This window comes from Kribbella sp. NPDC048928, assembly GCF_043197975.1.
Classification (GTDB): Bacteria; Actinomycetota; Actinomycetes; order Propionibacteriales; family Kribbellaceae; genus Kribbella.
The window spans coordinates 746,698-764,682 of sequence record NZ_JBICUC010000001.1 but is presented as its reverse complement, the minus strand read 5'-3'; the positions used below and the strand labels follow the sequence as shown (position 1 = coordinate 764,682).

Annotated in this window: 18 protein-coding genes; 8 read left to right on the top strand and 10 right to left on the bottom strand. The window is 69.3% G+C overall.

What is annotated here, in order from left to right; translation table 11 throughout:
• Window positions 1-2: 2 nt before the first annotated feature.
• From ACGFI6_RS03585 to ACGFI6_RS03565, 5 genes are all read left to right on the top strand, one after another.
• Window positions 3-1,046: an amidohydrolase family protein gene (locus ACGFI6_RS03585; RefSeq protein ID WP_393115020.1), complete on the top strand. Its 1,044-nt coding sequence runs from the start codon at window positions 3-5 to the stop codon at window positions 1,044-1,046.
• 8 nt (window positions 1,047-1,054) lie between these two features.
• Window positions 1,055-1,750 carry an iron-sulfur cluster assembly protein gene (locus ACGFI6_RS03580; RefSeq protein WP_393115018.1) on the top strand — a complete coding sequence of 232 codons (696 nt, stop codon included), beginning with the start codon at window positions 1,055-1,057 and terminating at the stop codon, window positions 1,748-1,750.
• Window positions 1,747-2,772 carry an NAD(P)-dependent alcohol dehydrogenase gene (locus ACGFI6_RS03575; RefSeq protein ID WP_393115017.1) on the top strand — a complete coding sequence of 342 codons (1,026 nt, stop codon included), beginning with the start codon at window positions 1,747-1,749 and terminating at the stop codon, window positions 2,770-2,772. The genes ACGFI6_RS03580 and ACGFI6_RS03575 overlap by 4 nt, the downstream gene beginning before the upstream one ends.
• Before the next feature lie 22 nt (window positions 2,773-2,794).
• The gene (groL, locus tag ACGFI6_RS03570; protein WP_393115016.1) at window positions 2,795-4,486 is read left to right on the top strand and encodes a chaperonin GroEL; all 1,692 of its coding nucleotides are present in this window, start codon (window positions 2,795-2,797) and stop codon (window positions 4,484-4,486) included.
• A gap of 210 nt (window positions 4,487-4,696) precedes the next feature.
• Window positions 4,697-5,221, top strand: coding sequence for a helix-turn-helix domain-containing protein (locus tag ACGFI6_RS03565; protein WP_393115015.1), 525 nt, complete (start codon window positions 4,697-4,699; stop codon window positions 5,219-5,221).
• A gap of 1 nt (window position 5,222) precedes the next feature.
• Here the strand turns inward: ACGFI6_RS03565 and ACGFI6_RS03560 are convergent, their stop codons facing one another.
• Window positions 5,223-6,194, bottom strand: coding sequence for a helix-turn-helix transcriptional regulator (locus ACGFI6_RS03560; RefSeq protein ID WP_393115013.1), 972 nt, complete (start codon window positions 6,192-6,194; stop codon window positions 5,223-5,225).
• A 46-nt stretch (window positions 6,195-6,240) separates the two neighbouring features.
• Here ACGFI6_RS03560 and ACGFI6_RS03555 point away from each other — a divergent pair, with 46 nt between their 5' ends.
• Entirely contained in the window at window positions 6,241-7,275 is a 1,035-nt protein-coding gene (locus ACGFI6_RS03555; RefSeq protein WP_393115012.1) for a tellurite resistance/C4-dicarboxylate transporter family protein, read from the top strand.
• 34 nt (window positions 7,276-7,309) lie between these two features.
• On the opposite strand, the gene ACGFI6_RS03550 is transcribed toward ACGFI6_RS03555, so the two are convergent.
• The 7 genes from ACGFI6_RS03550 to ACGFI6_RS03520 all read right to left on the bottom strand — a co-directional run bounded on the left by ACGFI6_RS03550 (window position 7,310) and on the right by ACGFI6_RS03520 (window position 14,413).
• Window positions 7,310-9,106: a bifunctional metallophosphatase/5'-nucleotidase gene (locus ACGFI6_RS03550; protein ID WP_393115011.1), complete on the bottom strand. Its 1,797-nt coding sequence runs from the start codon at window positions 9,104-9,106 to the stop codon at window positions 7,310-7,312.
• 126 nt (window positions 9,107-9,232) lie between these two features.
• Window positions 9,233-10,375, bottom strand: a complete 1,143-nt coding sequence (locus ACGFI6_RS03545) for an ROK family protein (protein ID WP_393115010.1) — start codon at window positions 10,373-10,375, stop codon at window positions 9,233-9,235.
• 114 nt (window positions 10,376-10,489) lie between these two features.
• Entirely contained in the window at window positions 10,490-10,837 is a 348-nt protein-coding gene (locus ACGFI6_RS03540; RefSeq protein WP_393115009.1) for a DoxX family protein, read from the bottom strand.
• Between the two features lie 40 nt (window positions 10,838-10,877).
• Window positions 10,878-11,735, bottom strand: coding sequence for an RNA polymerase sigma factor SigJ (sigJ, locus tag ACGFI6_RS03535; protein WP_393115008.1), 858 nt, complete (start codon window positions 11,733-11,735; stop codon window positions 10,878-10,880).
• A gap of 52 nt (window positions 11,736-11,787) precedes the next feature.
• The gene (locus ACGFI6_RS03530; protein ID WP_393115007.1) at window positions 11,788-12,360 is read right to left on the bottom strand and encodes a GerMN domain-containing protein; all 573 of its coding nucleotides are present in this window, start codon (window positions 12,358-12,360) and stop codon (window positions 11,788-11,790) included.
• The gene (locus ACGFI6_RS03525) at window positions 12,357-13,715 is read right to left on the bottom strand and encodes a sensor histidine kinase (protein WP_393115006.1); all 1,359 of its coding nucleotides are present in this window, start codon (window positions 13,713-13,715) and stop codon (window positions 12,357-12,359) included. Before ACGFI6_RS03525 ends, ACGFI6_RS03530 begins: the two co-directional genes overlap by 4 nt.
• Window positions 13,712-14,413 carry a response regulator gene (locus tag ACGFI6_RS03520; RefSeq protein WP_393115005.1) on the bottom strand — a complete coding sequence of 234 codons (702 nt, stop codon included), beginning with the start codon at window positions 14,411-14,413 and terminating at the stop codon, window positions 13,712-13,714. The genes ACGFI6_RS03525 and ACGFI6_RS03520 overlap by 4 nt, the downstream gene beginning before the upstream one ends.
• A 168-nt stretch (window positions 14,414-14,581) precedes the next feature.
• On the opposite strand from ACGFI6_RS03520, the gene ACGFI6_RS03515 reads away from it, so the two are divergent.
• Both ACGFI6_RS03515 and ACGFI6_RS03510 read left to right on the top strand, forming a co-directional pair.
• Window positions 14,582-14,917, top strand: a complete 336-nt coding sequence (locus ACGFI6_RS03515) for an STAS domain-containing protein (RefSeq protein ID WP_393115004.1) — start codon at window positions 14,582-14,584, stop codon at window positions 14,915-14,917.
• A gap of 3 nt (window positions 14,918-14,920) precedes the next feature.
• Window positions 14,921-15,352, top strand: coding sequence for a hypothetical protein (locus ACGFI6_RS03510; protein ID WP_393115003.1), 432 nt, complete (start codon window positions 14,921-14,923; stop codon window positions 15,350-15,352).
• Between the two features lie 148 nt (window positions 15,353-15,500).
• Here ACGFI6_RS03510 and ACGFI6_RS03505 read toward each other — a convergent pair whose 3' ends face one another.
• Both ACGFI6_RS03505 and ACGFI6_RS03500 read right to left on the bottom strand, forming a co-directional pair.
• Window positions 15,501-16,217: a TSUP family transporter gene (locus ACGFI6_RS03505; protein WP_393115002.1), complete on the bottom strand. Its 717-nt coding sequence runs from the start codon at window positions 16,215-16,217 to the stop codon at window positions 15,501-15,503.
• The gene (locus ACGFI6_RS03500; RefSeq protein ID WP_393115001.1) at window positions 16,217-17,926 is read right to left on the bottom strand and encodes a beta-galactosidase family protein; all 1,710 of its coding nucleotides are present in this window, start codon (window positions 17,924-17,926) and stop codon (window positions 16,217-16,219) included. The genes ACGFI6_RS03505 and ACGFI6_RS03500 overlap by 1 nt, the downstream gene beginning before the upstream one ends.
• Window positions 17,927-17,985 lie beyond the last annotated feature (59 nt).

Below are 17,985 nucleotides of genomic sequence, written 5' to 3'. Positions count from 1 at the left end.
TCGTGTACGAGAAGAATGGTGAGAAGTACTTCGTCGTCGACAGCCACATGCACATGTGGAAAGCCGGCCCGGACAACTGGGTGCCGGGTGCGGAGCAGTACGCGAAGGGCTGGATCGAGTGTTTCCACGCCTACCAGGGTCTCGGCCCGCCGGAGACCCACTGGCCGATCGAGAAGTTCATGAGTTACACCCAGGACGACCTGATGAAGGACGTCTTCGAGGACGGCTACGTGGACGTGGCGATCTTCCAGCCGACGTACCTGAAGGAGTGGTACACCGAGGGCTTCAACACCACCGAGCAGAACGCGAATCTCGGCGAGAAGCACCCGGGGATGTTCGTCATGAACACCCGGTTCGACCCGCGCGACGGCGACGCCGGCCTGGACGAGCTGGCAGCGAACGTGGACCGGTACGGCTCGAAGGGCGTCAAGCTCTACACGGCCGAGTGGAACGCCGGGTCGCGTGGCTACAAGCTCACCGATCCGGCCGCGTACCAGTACCTGGCGAAGGCGCAGGAGCTCGGGATCAAGAACATCCACGTCCACAAGGGCCCGACGATCTGGCCGCTGGACAAGGACGCGTTCGACGTCGCCGATGTCGACCACGCCGCGACCGACTTCCCGGAGCTGAACTTCATCGTGGAGCACGTCGGGCTGCCGCGGATCGAGGACTTCTGCTTCATGGCCACCCAGGAGCCGAACGTGTACGCCGGTCTGTCGGTCGTGATCGGCGGTCTGATGCACGCGCGGCCGCAGTTCTTCGCCAAGGTGATGGGCGAGCTGCTGTTCTGGGTCGGCGAGGACAAGATGACGTTCGGCAGCGACTACGGCATCTGGGAGCCGAAGTGGCAGATCGAGGGCTTCGTGGACTGGGACTTCCCCGACCAGCCGGAGTTCGCCGACTACCCACGGCTCGGCGTGGAGGGCAAGAAGAAGATCCTCGGGCTGAACGCCGCCAAGCTGTACGACCTCAAGGTGCCGGACGAACTGCAACTGAAGGAGGCGACGCCGGCCGCGCAGGACGACTCGAAGTTGGTCGTGTCCTGATGACAGCGGTGGCGACTGAGCGGGACCGGGTCCTGGACGCGCTGGGCGCGGTCCGGGACCCGGAGCTGGACGAGCCGATCACGACGCTGGGTTTCGTGTCGACCTGCGTCGTGTCGGCCGCCGGCGACGTCGTCGTCCGGCTGCGGCTGCCGACGTACTTCTGCGCGCCGAACTTCGCCTTCCTGATGGTCGCCGACGCCTACGACGCAGTCACCGCCCTGCCCAACGTGCGTGCCGCGGACGTGGCGCTGGAGGACCATTTCGCCGCGGCCCAGATCAACGCCGGGGTGGCGGCACGGGCCGGGTTCGTCGGTTCGTTCGCAGGCGAGGCCACCGACGAGTTGGACGACTTGCGCCGGACGTTCGTCCGCAAGGCAGTACTGGCCGGCACCGACGTGGTGTGCCGGCCGTTGGTTGCTGCGGGCATCAACCCGGTGGAGCTGACGATCCGTGACGTACCACCGTCGCCGGAGCTGGACCGGCTACTGCGGCGGCGGGCCGAGCTCGGGCTGCGGACCGACGCCGACGCACCTCTGCTGGTCGATGTGGGTACCGGTACGCCGATCGCCGGCGCCGACGCCGCGCGGCACCTCGGCCTGGCCCGGCTGACCCGGACCGGGATCGAGGCCAACACCGGCATCTGCCGGGGAATGCTGAGGCACCGGTACGCCGAGTCCGGTGCAGGCGAGGAGGAGCAGGGATGAAGGCTGTTCGGCTGCACGGATACCACCAGCAACCAGTGGTCGAGGACGTACCGGAACCGGTCGTCAAGGGGCCGCTGGACGTGATCGTCAAGATCGGCGGCGCCGGAGTGTGCCGTACCGACCTGCACATCATCGAAGGTCAGTGGGACGCGGCGATGCACCCGGCGCTCCCGTACACGATCGGCCACGAGAACGCCGGCTGGGTGCACGAGGTCGGCTCGGCCGTCACGAACGTACAGGTCGGCGACACGGTCATCCTGCATCCGACACCGACCTGCGGGCTGTGCCGTGCCTGTCGCGCGGGTGACGACATGCACTGCGAGAACAGCTCGTTCCCGGGGCTCGACAGTGACGGCGGGATGGCGGAGTACCTGCTCACGTCGGCCCGCGCGTGCGTGAAGCTGGATCCGAACACCCGGCCCCAGGACGTCGCGGCGCTGGCCGACGCCGGCATCACGGCGTACCACGCGGTCCGCAAGGCGTTGCCGCTGGTGCCGCCGGGGACGACCGCCGTGGTGATCGGCGCGGGCGGCCTCGGACACATCGGCGTGCAGTGCCTCGCGGCGCTCACCGCGGCGCGGATCATCGTCGTCGACCGCAACCCCGACGCGTTGAAGCTGGCCGAGCAGCTCGGCGCCGACCAGACAGTTGTTGCTGACGGCAAGCAGGTGGAGAAGGTGCTGGAGCTGACCGGCGGCGCGGGCGCGCACGTGGTCCTGGACTTCGTCGCCGAACAGGGCGCGGAGCAGGACGGCTTCGCGATGACCGGGCGCGGTGGTTCGTACTTCGTGATCGGGTACGGCGGGCAGGTGCAGATCCCGACCCTCGACATCATCTCCACCGAGCGGAACATCGTCGGCAACATCGTTGGCACGTTCAACGAACTCGCCGAGCTGATGGCGCTCGCGGAGGCCGGGAAGGTCACACTGCACACCCGGACCTACCCTCTGGACGCGGCCGTCGATGCGGTCGCCGACCTCGACGCCGGCCGCATCCGCGGCCGCGCAATTCTTGTTCCGTAAAAGACCGTTCCGGAGGGAACTCATGTCTAAAGAGTTACGGTTCGGAGAGCCTGCTCGTGCGTTGCTGCTGGCCGGGGTCGACCAGTTGGCGGACGCGGTGAAGTCGACGCTGGGCCCGAAGGGGCGCAACGTGATCCTGGAGAAGATCACCGGCTCGCCGGTGGTCACCAACGACGGCGTGACGATCGCCCGGGAGGTCCATCTCAAGAACCAGTTCGAGAACATGGGCGCCCAGCTGGTCAAGGAAGCCGCGATCAAGACCAACGACATCGTCGGCGACGGCACCACCACCGCGACCGTGATCGCGCAGGCGATCATCCGCGAGGGGATGGCGGCGATCGGTTCCGGCGGCAACCCCGTACTGGTCAAACGCGGGATCGACCTGGCCGTCGGCAGGCTCGTCGACCGGCTCCGCGAGGTCGCGCATCCGGTCGCTACCGAGCAGGACTACGCCCGCGTCGCGGCGATCTCGGCGAACGACGACGACCTGGTCGGCGCGGTGATCGCGAAGGCCCTGCACACCGTCGGCGACGGCGGCATCGTGACCGTCGAGGAGTCGTCGGTGAACGGGATGGGCGTCGACTTCGTGGAGGGGTTCGAGTTCGACAACGGCTACCTGTCGCCGTACATGGTGACCGACCCGGGCAGCCTGCAGGCCGTTCTCGACAACCCGTACATCCTGTTGTGCAGCGAGAAGATCACCAAGGTCCAGGAGGTGATGCCGCTGCTCGACCGGATCATGCGCGAGCCGCGGCCGCTGGTGATCATCGCCGAGAGCCTCGAGGGTACGGCGCTCAGCATGCTGGTGCACAACCACGTCAACGGGCTGTTCCAGTGCGTCGCGGTGAAGGCGCCGGGGTTCGGCGACCGGCGGCTGCACAAGCTGGAGGACATCGCCGCGATCACCGGTGGCGCGGTGTACAGCCGGCATTCGGGGTTCACCCTGGAGACGATGACGCTGGCCCAGTTGGGCCGCGCGGACCAGGTGCGGGTGACCGCGGACCGGACCGCGATCGTGGCCGGCTCCGGGCACGAGCAGGACGTCGCGTTCCGGATCACCCAGCTGCGGGCCGAGCTGGACCGCGCGACGTTCGGCGTCGACGAGGACGTACTGACCGAACGGATCGGTGCGCTGTCGGGCAAGGTCGCCGTGATCCGGGTCGGTGCGCCGACACCGGTGGAGCTGAAGGAGCTGCAGCATCGGGTCGAGGACGCACTCTCGGCGACCCGCGCCGCGATGGCGGAGGGGATCGTCGCAGGTGGCGGGATGGCGTTGCTGCACGCGACGCCGGTGCTGGACGACCTCGACGTCCGAGGTGACTACCAGACCGGCGTCGAGATAGTCCGGCGCGCGTTGCGCGAACCGGCGTACCTGATCGCGGCGAACGCCGGGTACTCGGGCTCCGAGGTCCTGGAACGTACGTCCCAGATGGACGTCGACGAAGGTTTCGACGCGCTCGAGGGCCGCTACGGCAACATGCTTGCCATGGGCATCATCGACCCGCTCCGGGTGGCCCGTTCCGCCCTGCAGAACGGCGCTTCGGTCGCCGGCCTGCTCCTCACCACCAACACCCTGATCGCCGAGGAACAGACCCCGTGGGGCGGCAGCCCCGCCCTGATGACCGAGTACGGCGCCCTCGACGAGGGCCTGCACCAGCCGTCCCCCGACTCCAGCACCCCGCAGTCCCTGGGCCTCGGCCCATCAGTTGGCTAACCACCCCCACAGCGGAGGGCCGTCCCCCACCGGCCCTCCGCTCCTCACGAGGTCCTGACCGCTCGATCGGGGTTCCTGCGCCGGTATCGGAAGCTGGGCTCCGGGGAGCGAAGGCCGGGCTGGTGCTGCTGGACAGGGCATGCATCAATCAGGCACGGAGCGTGTTCTTCACCGGAACGCGGCCGGTCGGCGACTGGGGGTGGGGCTGCGGTGACGGCACTGGCTCGGGAGTATCGAGCCCGGTTGAGCGAGTTGCTCGGCGAGCCGGTGATGGTCGACGACCCGCTGATCACGACGGCACAGGCAGCGGTGTTGCTCGGAGTCTCTCCGCAGCGCGTGGCCGGGCTGGTCCGGGCGGGGCACCTGCCGGCCCGGTCGCGGGCGCATCGACGGCTGTTGCTGTCCGATGTGGTGCAGTCAGGTCTCGACCAGTGGATGTCGGTCGCGGAGGCCGGCATGGTGCTCGGTCTCGGCCTCACCGGCGTACGGCGGCTGATCTCGGCGGGACTGTTGTCGGCGCACGGCAAGGAGCTGCCTCTGCGCCGGGTCGATGTGGACGTGCTGGCCCGGCTGCGTGAGGGCTGGCTGACGTTGTCGACGGCGGCGGAGACCTTGGGGGTGCAGGTCGACGAGGTCCAGCGGATGCTGCGGACCCGGCACCTCACCCACACCTGCGACGTCGCCCGCCCGGTCTACGGCCACGAACTCGCCTCGGTGCTCGCGTCCCGCAGCTGACTCAGTGCAGGCGGAGCGTTTCGCCGGGAGTGCGTCCGTACGCAGCGCGGTAGTGCCGGCCGAACCAGCCGGTCGAGGTGAAGCCCCAGCGGAGCGCAATCGCCGTGACCGTCTCACCGGGGCCGGCGTCCTGCAGGTCCCGGTGTGCCCGTTCGAGGCGGACGCGGCGCAGGTACTCGCGTGGCGTGCAGTCGAGGTGCCGGCGGAACGCGTACTGCAGCGCTCGCGCACTCGTACCGGCAGCCGTCGCGATGTCCTCGACCGTGATCGGCCGGCCGGCGTTCCCGTCGACGTACGCGACCGCTCGGCGCAGGGTTGCCGTACCGACGTCACCCGGCGACTGCACGTGCGACAGCTGCATCGTGGCGTTCGGGAAGACCGCGAGCATCGACGCGGCGACGTACTCGAGCAGCTGCCCGGCGACCAGCGGATGCTCCGCGACCGACGGCGCCGCGGCGAGGGTCTTGCGGACGAACCCGGACAGGGCCTGCCAGTGCGTGTTCATCGCCCGCGACACCGGCCGGGCGGCGGCCGGCCACAGGTCGGCCGGTACGACGCCGAACTGCCGCGACGCCATCCGGGCGACGTCGGCCTGCCCGACCCGGACCACGACCAGCTCCAGCGGCTGGGCGTGGAACTGCATGACGTCGTTGGTCGAGTACAGGAAGCTGTCGCCGGCCGTCAGGGCGTGCTCGCCGGTCCGGTCCCCGAGGCCGAGCCGGCCCTTGATCAGCCAGACCGCGTTCAGGTCCGGCCACGGGTCGGTGAGCGCGTCGAACCGCATCTCCATCCGGCACCGGTCGGCGCCGACGCCGCGGTAGTCCGCGGTGTTCAGGGCCAGCGTTCCGTTGTCGTGGGTGCGGCCGACCAGGCGGACCCGGCTCGGGTAGATCTCGTTGAGCAGTTGCACCGTCGCGTCGAGGCCGGCGCTGCGCACACTCTCACGCCGTACGCCGCCCGGAGCTGATGTCATGCCGTAGTCATACACCGGCAAATACGAAACGTGACAGACTCGCAGGGTGAACGAGCGGGTGCAGGCGGCGGTCAGCGGCCTCACGCCTGGGTACTTCGCCCTCGTGATGGGGACCGGCATCGTCTCGGTCGGCATGAACCTCGAGGGCTTCACCGTGCTGTCCCGGATCCTGCTGGTGCTCTGCGCGACGGCGTTCGTCGTGCTGCTCGTCCTGAACGCCTGGCGGCTCGTCGCGTACCGCGCGGCGGTGGTCGAGGATTTCCTGGATCCGCGACGGGCGTTCGGGTTCTTCACGTTCGTTGCCGGGATCAACGTGCTCGGCGTCCGGCTCGGGCTGGCCGGGGCCCACACCGTGACGCTGATCCTGCTGTTCGTCAGCGGTCTGTGCTGGCTCGTCCTCGGGTACGTCGTGCCGTGGACCGCCGTACTGGGACGGACCGAGCGTCCCGGGGTCGCGAGCGCGAACGGCACCTGGTTCGTCTGGGTGGTCGCGAGCCAGTCGGTGGCCGTGGCGGCGGCGACCGTCGAGCCCTTCGTCGACACCGGCCGTCGGGAGCTCTCCGTCCTGTCCGTCGTGTCGTGGTCCGTGGGCGTCTTCCTGTACGGCGCGGCCGGCATCTTCGTCGCACTCCGGCTGCTGCTGTACGAGGTCAAGCCGGCCGATCTCACCGCGCCGTACTGGGTGGCGATGGGGGCGCTGTCGATCACGGTGCTCGCGGGCGCCCGGATCGTCGAGATGGCCGACACGCCGATGGTGTCGGTCACCCGGCACTTGATCGCCGGCCTGGCGGTCGTGTTCTGGGGTTTCGCGACCTGGCTGATCCCGGCGCTGGTCGCGGCCGGCTGGTGGCGGCACGTCCGGCACCGGATCCCGCTGCGCTACGACGCGACGCTGTGGAGCATCGTGTTCCCGCTCGGAATGTACGCCGTCGCCGGCATCTACCTCGGCCGCGCCGACCAACTGCCGGTGGTCGAGGCGATCGGCCGCGCCGAGCTGTGGGTCGCGTTCGCGGCCTGGCTCGCAGTGTTTGCCGCGATGCTGCGGCACCTGCTCCGAACCCTGCGACGAACGGCTCTGTAGCGAGCCGACCCATCAGCTCAGCGGTCGGCCTCGGTCAGTTTGTGGGGCGGGCGCGGTTCAGGGCGGCCGGGGTGAGGACGGGGTGCGCGCGCAGGTACGCGATGAAGCCCTCGTGGTCGCGGTCGTTGCGGACCGGGTTCGTGAAGCCGGTGAACACCGTCGTACCGTCACCGCCGATCAGCGTGTAAGCGAGCGCGGCGACCCGGTAGTTCCGCTTCAGATCGAGCGGCTTGCCGCTGATCAGGACCGTCGCGGGATCCACCCGCTGTCCGACCGGCTTCGTCGTGTCGTACGTGTAACTCACGTTCTGCGAGACGGCGAACGGTGCGAACTTCTCGGTCCCGTTCGCCTGCGGCAGCCACTGCGCCTCGAATGCAGCATGCAGCTGGGTGCCTGGCAGCGTGACGGTCAGGATCGGGTTGCCGTACCCGAACGCGCCCCACGCCTCGCCGAACAGCACGGTCCCGTCCGCGTCCGCCGCATTGGTGCCCTTGGCAAACAACAGGTCGCCGGTCAGCGCGTTCGAACCGGACACCGGCTTGGTCGAGATCAGCGCCAGGTCCGCGCGCCCGTCGCGGTGCTGGTTCGCGTCCCAGTACGCGAAGTCCGCTGCCAGGTTGCCCATCGTCGACTCGCCCGACGCGTTCGCCGTCCGGGTGAAGTCGCCGGTGATCTTCGCGAGCGGTGTCGCGTAGCGCTGCTTGCCCTTCGCGGTCCAGTAGTCGGCGATGTACTGCAGTTCCTCGTCGACCGGTACGTCGCGGGTGTTCGCGTGGTTCGTGGACGTGGTGAGCTCGCGGATCACCTCGCCGGTGCGTGGGTCGAGCTTGAGGTTGATCTCGTTGATCAGCGAGCCGTGGTTGCCGGCCTCGACGACCGGCCGCAGGACGCCGTTCGGGTCCGGGAGCATCATGTTGAACCGGCAGTGCCAGTGCCCGGTGACGATCGCGGCGATGTCCGGCGACGCGTTCGCGGCCAGCTGGAACACCGGGCCGGACGGGTTCGTACCGGCGTTGTAGTCGTTGCCCGCGACGCCGCCGTCGTGGATGTTGATGACGATCGCGTTGATGCCGCGCTTCTTGAGCTGGGCGGCGAGCTTGTTGGCCTGCTCGACGTCGGACAGCGCACGCATGTCGGGCTGGTACGACGTGGAGCCGGTCGGCGTGTCCATCACGGTGAGGTGGATGAACGCGATCGGCAGCTTGCGGCCGCGGCCGGCGTCGACCCACTCGACGTTGTACGGCGGGACGATCGTCCGGCCGGTGTCCGCGTGCACGATGTTCGCGGTGTAGAAGCGGAAGTTCGCCCCGCGGAAACGGTGCCCGGTGGAGTCGACGAAGTTGTCGTCGCGGCCGTTCACCGGGTACGGCGCGCCGTGCTCCATGTGGTCGACGAGGTACTTCACCGAGTGGTCGAGCTCGTGGTTGCCGACCGTGCTGAACTGCAGGCCCATCGCGTTCAGCGCCTCGACGGTCGGCTCGTTGGCGTGCGCGTCGACCTCGAACGGCCAGCCGGAGAAGTTGTCGCCGGACGAGAAGAAGAGCGAGTTCGGCCGGCCCTCCCGCAGTCGCTTCAGGTGCGTGGCCAGGTACCCGACCCCGCCGACGGTCACCTGGACGCCACCGGCGCCGGTGATCACGCTGCCTTGGCTCGGTGTCGTCGGCTGCAGATAGCCGTGCAGGTCGGTGATGTTGAGCAGTTGTACGTCGACGTACCCGGCATGGTCTTCGACGGCGTGCGGCGTGGCGTACGCGACGTCGCCGACGGCGGTGGCGGTGGCGAGCGCGCCGGTGGCGGTGAGGAACGTCCGGCGGCGGATCCGACTGTTCACAGCGAACCTACTTCCTGGCAGGGGGTGCGCGTTCTTGCGCATTATTGCCTGTTTCCGACATTATTAAGCCCCTGGATCGGATGCACGTCAACGGTCTGCTGAACAAAGACCGATCGGCGGCTGAACTCAGATGCTGCGCGCGGCGAGGTGCGGGAGGGGCCCGCGGGCAGGGGTGAGGAGGCGCTCGTCGAGGGTGTCGAGGGCGAGAGTGGCGGCGCCGAGCGCCACGCAGAGGGCGCCGAGCTCGGACGCGCGGACCTCTGGGACGCGGGGGGAGAGTTTGGTGAGCTCGGCCTCGAGCGGTTCCAGCAGTACGTCGGCTGCTTGGGAGAAGGCGCCGCCGAGGACGAGCAGCCGGGGGTCGACGATCGCGATCGCGGTGGCGGCGGCTACCGCCATCGCCTGGGCGTATTTGCGGACGGCGGTCCGGGCGGCGCGGTCACCGGCGCGGGCGGCGGCGAAGGCGTGCTCGGCCTTGTCGGTGATCGGTACGTCGGTCGGCGCGACCGCGTGGAGGTGTTCGAGGGCCGCTTCCCAGGCGACGCCGCGCAACGCGGACATGTCTGCTGCGGCTCCGTACGCACCTCGTCGGAGCTTCCCGTCCAGCACCAGAGCAAGCCCAGTACGCCGCCCCGCATGCAAGAACACCATGTCTGTAGAGGTCTTGCCGTGGCGTTGTTCGGCCAGGGCTGCTAGCTGGCTGTCGTTGTCGGCGACGGTCAGGCGGGTGGTGAAGTGGGTGGTGAGGTTGGTGCCGGCCCAGTCGGGGATGGCGTTGGCCTGGACCACAGTGCCGGTTGTGTCGACGATGCCTGTCGTACCGGCGCCGACCGCCCACACGCGCGCCACCGGCACGCCGGCGTCGCTCGCGCACTCGTCGATCACCTGGTCGGCCGTGGCAAGACGTTCGGCGCGCGGCAGTCCGGGGTTCACGGTCCGCCGGGTGCTCGTGAGCATCCGCCCGTCGAGGTCCGTCAGCACACCACGGACGGAGTACGCCCCGATGTCCAGCCCGACGACGTACCCGGCGTCCGCACGGAACCGGTAGCTCCGCGCCGGCCGCCCGCGTCCGCGGATCGCCGGGCTCTCCTCGACCAGCCAGCGCCGATCCACCAGGCTGGCCAGCACCTCCTCGACCGCCGTCCGCCCGAGCCCGCTCTGCTCGACGATCTGCGCAACCCGCAGCTCCCCGGCCGACCGCACCGCAGCGAGCACCGCGCGCTCGTTGAGCTGCCGCAACCGCGAGGGATCCCCACCGTCCGACACCATGATCGGCCCAGCATAGAGCGTCGCGTACCGAAGAACGGGTAGTGCGCGGGTCAGCGACCATCGGCCAAGCGGGCCGACCGGGCCAACCGGTCCGCGAGCAGCACCACTACCCGTTCATCGGTACAAGACAGTGATCGCAAGGGCGGCAGCGCAGGTGAGGAAGTAGAGCGACCAGGGCGCGAGGCTGTGGTCGTGGACGCGGAGGTGTGCGGTCAGCGCGCCGAGGAAGTAGAGCACGAGCCCTGCCGCTGCGAGGACGCCCAGCGCCGGTACGGCGAGGCCGGCGAGCAGGCCGACGGAACCGGCGCCGAGCAGCAGACCGAACGGCAGGATCCATTTGTGGTCGACGCGGACCTTGTCGGCCTGGGCCTTCGGGTACGAATGGCCGATCAGGTTCGCGACCGCGGCGCTGCCGGTCAGCGCCGCGGCGAACAGCGTCAGGGCCAAGTAGGCGGCGTACACAACGTCTCCGATCCGTGGGGGTGCCTCACGGACGAGACAGCTACGCCGGATGTGACAGGCCGGTCAGTTTTGCCGGATTGCTCACCACATGGAGCGTCTGGACGGCGCCGTCGACGAGGTGCAATGTGATCGCGAGGACCGGTCCGCCGGGGGAGCGGATGACGATGCCGGGCGCACCGTTGAGTTCCTCGATCCCGTACTGCGAGTCCGCCGGCCGTTGCCCGGACAGCACAACGAACGCGCGCGCGACGTACTGCGGTCCGTAGATCGGTTTGCGCGGGGCGCCGGTGAGTCCGCCGCCGTCGCTGATCAGCGTGACGTCCGGAGCGAGCACCGCCATCAGCGCTTCGACGTCGCCGCTCGCGCAGGCGGCGAGGAACCGTTCGGTGACCTGTTGCTGGGTGGCACGATCGGTGTCGTAGCGTCGGCGCCGCTCGGCGACCGCTTTGCGCGCACGGTGCGCCAACTGGCGTACGTCCGGCACCTGACGATCGAGGATGCCGGCGATCTCGGTGTAGCTGTAGCCGAACGCCTCGTTCAGTACGAAGACCGCACGCTCGGTCGGCGACAACGCCTCCAGCATCAGCAGTACGGCCGTCGACACCGCATCCGCCCGTACGACGTCCTCGGCCGCATCCGGCGCCGTGATCATCGGCTCGGGCAACCACGGCCCGACGTACGACTCCCGGCGTACGACCGCACTGCGCAACCGGTCAACCGCCAGCCGCGCAGTAACCCGTACGAGGTACCCCTCAGCGTCCACGACGCTGTCGGCATCCACCCGGCTCCACCGCAACCAAGCGTCCTGCACGACATCCTGCGCATCGGCAACGCTCCCCAGCATCCGATACGCCACCGCATACAACAGCCCACGATGCTCGCTGAACCGATCACTCACCCCCAAAACATCCCACCCCACCAAACCGCCGCCACCGCCGGGGGCGAGTCGGTCAGCGGGCGCGGAGGGATTGGTAGTCGGATTCGGTGAGGGGTTCGGTGGTGAGGGCGCCGTCGGCGAGGAGGGCTTCGACGGGGACGCCGTTGCGGGAGAAGGTGACCTCGTCGACCGACGGGAGGGCGGTGACGGACAGGACGATCTGGCCGACGGCGAGGACGTTCTCGGTGGCGGAGCGGCCTTCGGTGTCGCCGGCGAGCTCGAGGACGACCTGGGCGCCGTCGACCTTCACCACCTTCAGGCTGGCGTTCGGCGGGAGGGCCGTGGTGACGCCGTTCGCCTGCTCGATCTCGCTCGGTCCGGCGATCAGGTCGTCGATCACGGCCTGGAGCCGGGCGGTCTGCGGCGCCTGCCGGCGGAGGGTGACCAACTGGTCGTTGCGGACGAAGTTGACCTGCAGCGACGTCCTGCCGGGACCCGTGCTCGGCCGGGGCGAGGATGCGTGACCGGACCCGCGGAGCTGGGACGGGACCGCCTCGGGCTCGATCGGATCCGGGCTCGACTGCACCGGCACCCCGCAACCTGTCAGGACCAGGACGGCCGCGAGCGCAACGAGCAGGCGCCTCACGACGACGCCTCCGGGAGCCGTACGACGAAGCGTGTACCGCCGGTCGGCGACGCCGAGCACCAGACCGAACCGCCATGCGCAGCAGCGGTTTCGGCGACCAGTGCCAGTCCGAGTCCCGTCCCGGACGACGAGCCGCGCTTGTTCGCGCCGGTCGCGAACCGCTCGAAGATCCGCTCCCGGTCCTCGGGTGGAATCCCGCTGCCGGCGTCATCGACCAGTACGAGTACGTCGCCGTCTGCCCGCGTCACCTTGACGCCGGTGAGGCCACCGCCGTGCGTGTCGGCGTTCTCGAAGAGATTGCGGAACAGCCGTCCGAGCCGCGCCTTGTCCGCGGCCACCTGCACCTCACCCACCGCGTCGAGCATCGCCGGCTCGTGACCGACCTCGCCGAGCACCTGACAGAGCAGCTGCCTGAGGTCGACCACCACGGTCGGGCGGCCATCCAGACCGGCATCGGACCGGGACAGCTCGAGCAGGTCGTCGAGCAGCCGGCGGAAGCGTTCCAGGTCCGCGGTGACCAGATCCAGAACGCGTTGCGACCGTTCGGGCAGCTCGTCGCGGCGGGCGTTCAGCAGATCGACGCTGCCGACCAGCGTCGTCAAGGGAGAGCGCAGCTCGTGACTCACGTCCGCGGCCAGCCGCGCGTCCCGATTGATCCGCTGCTGCAGCGTGTCGACCATGCTGTTGAACGAACCAACAATCGTCGCCAGCTCCGGATCATCGGTCGAGTCGAGGCGTTCGTCGAGTTCCCCGCCGGCGATCGACGCGGCCGTGACGGCGACCCGGTTGAGCGGCGTCACCACGGACCGGCTGGCCCAGGCGCCCAGGACGGCGCCGGCCGTGGTCGCCAGCAACGCGCCGCCGAGCAGGATGCTGCTGAGCAGCCGCAGGTTGCCGTCGAGCTCCGTGAGCGGCGAGATCTCGTAGAAGTCCGCACCCACCGACGGCACCGGTACGCCGATCACCATGGACGGCCCGTCCGCGCTGCGGAACCGCTGCATCGCCGCCTGCCCGGACGAGACCTGGTCCCGTACGTCGGCCGGCACCACGTCCCGCCCCTGGTCCAGCGCGGAGGCGTACCACTGCCCGCGCCACTGCAGAATGATCGTGTGGCCGGCCGGCGTCCCTGAGGCGGTAAGGATCTCCGACACGTCCGCACCCGCACTCTCCAGCCGGCGCTGTACGAAAACCGCGTCTGCGAAGGCCTGATGCCGTACGACCCGCTCCCGCTGCGCCAGCAGATACCCGCGGGCCAGCAGGTACGTACTGGTGGCGAACACGGCCGCGACGAGCAGCGCCATCAGCCCGAAGGCGAGAGTCAACCGGCGCCGCAGCCCGAGCGTCCGGCGCCTCATCGCGGATCGAGGCGGTAGCCCATCCCTCGCACCGTGACGACGATCTGCGGCTTGCCCGGGTCGCGCTCGATCTTCGTCCGCAGCCGCCGGATGTGGACGTCGACGATCCGCTCGTCGCCGTAATACCCGTGCTCCCACACCGATTCCAGCAGCGACGGCCGGCTGAGCACGCGCCCGGTCGGCTGGGCGAGCTCGGCCAGCAGACGGTACTCCGTGACGGTCAGCGGCACGTCCTGCCCGTCGAGCACGGCCGCACCGCGCGCGGTGGACAGTACGAGGTAGTGCTCAGAGTCCCGATCCAGGACGATGTCCGGCTCCGTGGCGTCGGCGCTGGTCCGCAGCCGGCGGCGCAGTGCGCGCAGGCGGGCCGTGATCTCCTTGACCTGGAACGGCTTGGTGACGTAGTCGTCCGCGCCCGCCTCCAGCCCGGCAACGATGTCGTGGGTGTCGGAGCGGGCGCTCACGATCACGATCGGGATGTCGCTCATCCGGCGGACCTCACGGATGCAGGTGTAGCCGTCGACCTCGCCGAGCATCAGATCGACCATCATCAGGTCCGGCAGCTCCGCCCGCGCCAGCTCCAGCGCGGTGGGCGTGTCCGCCGCCTCGGCGACCCGGTAGCCCTCGTCCTCCAGGGCGAGCCGCAGCACGGTACGGATACGGTCGTCGTCCTCGACGACCAGGACCTGCATCGGCATCGTCACATCCTCGCAAGTCGGCCGCTGGTTGTACGCCTCGGGGCTCCCATGTCATCCGATCGTAAAGAAGCGTCCCGAACCAGCGTCATCTGATCGTCAACTGGGCGCAGCACCGATCTCAAAGTCCGCACTCCAGAGTGGTATCACCACTTTCGGAGGGGATCCGCCATGACCGACACCGCCCACAGCCCGCTGCCACAGCGGGCGATCGTGACGTTGTCCGACAGCGACGCCGGCGATGACGTCGGAGGGGGCGCGGACGGCAGTTCGGCCGCCCTGCGCTGGCGGCTGCGCGGTCTGGTGATGGAGGGGGCGAGCCTGGTGATCGTCGACGTTTCGGACCTCGACCAGATCTCCTCGACCCTGCTGGCCGCGTTGCTCGACACCCATCGGGTCTGCCGGCGGCGCGGCGGTGGTGTGGTGATCCGGCACGCGAGCCGGAAGATGACGGACGTACTGCGCCGCACCGGGCTGGACCGGGTGTTCGACGTCGAGGCGGCCTGACCGGTGAGTGTTCCCGAGGAGGACCGCCGCCCGCGGTACGTCGATGTCACGATCGTCGAGTTCGCTGCCCACACGGCGTACCTGGATCCGCTGACCGGGGTCGGCTACCTGGTGGCGCCGCGGCCGGAGACCGACGTGGACGCGTTGATCGATCCGCTCGTCGAGGCGGCCTGGTCGGAACGGCTGGAGGGGGCCGGCGGGCTGAAGCCCCTGTCGCTGCACGCGGCCGATCGTGAGCGTGCGCTGTCGCATCTCAGCGAGCTCCGCTGGGCCCTGCTGTACAACGAGGACGGGAACGTGGAGACCGCGGGCCGCACCACCGACGGCCGCGAAGCCCTGTGCATCTACGGTGATCCGGAGACGCCGGATCCGTCCCTGGACGCGATCGACTGCGCGGTCATCGCGCTGGACATCGCGGCCGACCTGGATCTTTGACCTCGAGCTCTGGGCTCGATTTCTGGCCGGGCTGATCGGGTGCCGGTGACGGCCTCCCCCCAGAAATACCGTCACCGGCACCCTGACGCCCGACTGTAGGCGGTCACCCACCGTCCAGACCCGTGTCAGGACAAAGCGTCATGAACTCTCAAAGTCCGCTCAAACCCTTGAAAGCTGTAGTAACGCCGCCCGCGACAGCCAGCAGCAGGACCAGGAGCCGTGCTGTCCGGTCCGGGATACGCCCGGCCAGAACCGCGCCGAGCCCGGCACCGAGCAGGAGCGCGCCGGCCGCCACCAGCCATTCGTGGCCGGTGAGCGGCGGAACACCGCGCGTGACCAGCGAGAAGATGTTGACGAGGGCCCCGTAGAACAAGGCGTTCGGGACGAACTCGCGGATCGTCCAGTTCGCGTTGACGGCGTACAGGGAGACCGGCGGACCGCCCAGTCCGGCGGCCGTGTTCATGAAGCCGCCGGTCGCACCGGCCGTCAGCGCACCGCCGAGTCCTTTGAGCGCCCGTACGCGCAACCCGCTCAGCAACATCCCGGCGGTGGCCGTCACCAGAACGCCCATCACCAGCAGGAGTACCGGTGCGGGCAGGATGCGCGCGAACCATGCGCCGAGCGGAGCCGTACACGCGGCCGCGATCACCAACGGAACCATCGCCTGCAACCGCACGTGCCGCCACCCGCGCGACAGGCCGAGCACGCACACCACCCCGGCGGCGCAATTCGCGAACGAGACGCCGTCCACCGGGCCGAGAACCATCACCAGCGCGGGCACCGAGACGAGCGCGAAGCCCATCCCGGTCAGCCATTGCACGAACGCGCCGAGCAGTACGACACCACCGAGAAGAACGAGTTCCACTACAGGTCGGTGTAGCCGAGCCAGGGCCCGGCGCTGAAGTCGGCGGTTGGTGACTCGAGGGCTTCCAGCTCCAGTACGGCAAGGTTGTTGGGACCGTCGACGAGCAGCGGCGCGGGTACGTACAACGTCTCCTGAGGCCCGCGGCGCCAGTACCGGCCGAGGCAGAAGCCGTTGATCCACGCAAAACCCTTGCCCCAGGCATCGGTCCGGAGGAACAGGTCGGACTTCCCGTCGGCCTCGATCGTTGTCCGCCACGCCGTCGGTCCGATGCCGACTGCCGACGGAGTCGGGCCGGCTGACTGCCACAGCTGCGGCAGGCGGTCGAGGTCGACGGCGCAGACCGACCAGCCGGTGAGCTCCGTCGTGCCGAGCCGGACCGGCCCGATCAGGCCCTTGGCTTCGCCGATCCGCGGCCCGTAGTTGACCCGGCCCTGGTCCTCGACCACCAACTCGAGCCGTCCGCGGGTGTGCGGGAGCATGATCGCGCGCTCGTGACGTTCGCGCTCCAGGATGCCGACCGGTGCGCCGTCCAGGAACACCTGCACCCGGTCGCGGACCTCGGCGAACGTCAGCAACGCCGGCCCGCCCTGCCGCAGCTCGGTCCGGAAGATCGCCAGTCGCGCATCGAGTTCGTCGAGCGTCGGTACGGTCGCGTGGTCCGACCAGTCGCCTCCGGGACAGGCGAGCAGACCGACCGGATCGGCCAGCGGGACCGAGAACTCCGGCGCGGGCACTGCTGCGGCCGGTACGGCATCGGGCACAGGAGCGTACTTCGAGATGACCTCGCGGAAGGCGTGGTACTTCGAGGTCGGGTGGCCGGCCTCGTCGAGCGGCGCGTCGTAGTCGTACGACGTGATCGTGGGGCGGTATACGCCCTTGTCGTTGGCGCCGTTCGACAGTCCGAAGTTCGTACCACCGTGGAACATGTAGATGTTCACCGACGCCCCGGCCGCGAGCAACGCGTCGAGCTCCGCGGCGGCGTCGGCCGCACTGGTCGTGTGGTGCCGTCCGCCCCAGTAGTCGAACCACCCGTCCCAGAACTCCATACACATCAACGGACCGGTCGGCTGGTGCCGGCGCAGCGCCGCCAGGCGCTCCGCCGCGTGCGACCCGAACGACGCGGTCCGCAGTACGCCGTCGAGCGAGCCCGCGGTGAGCATCTCGTCGACGGGCTGATCCACCGTGACGAGCGGGACCGTGATGCCGGCGTTCCGGATCACCTGGGCCAGCGTCTTCAGGTACGTCTGGTCGTCCCCGAACGCGCCGTACTCGTTCTCGACCTGGACCAGGAGGACCGGCCCGCCCTGGTCGATCTGCAACGGCCGGACGATCTCCAGTACGTCCTGCAGGTACTTCGTCACCGCGGCCATGAACTTCGGCTCGTAGCGACGTACGCCCATGCCCTCCTCACGGAGCAGCCACGGCGGGAGGCCACCATTGTCGAGCTCGGCGCAGATGTACGGTCCGGGCCGGACGATCGCGTACAGCCCGGCCGCCGCCACTTCGCGGAGGAAGCGAGCTAGGTCGAGGATCCCGGTGGTGTCGAACGTGCCGGGGCGTGGGCTGTGCAGGCTCCACGGGACGTACGTCTCGATCGTGTTCAGGCCCATCAGCCGGGCCTTCTCGATCCGGTCCGCCCAGCAGTCCGGATGCACCCGGAAGTAGTGCAGCGCGCCGGAGATGATCCGGAACGGCCGTCCGTCCAACACGAACTCAGACCCACCAACCACAAACTCCGCCACAACCCCGCCTCTGTTTACGCAAACAT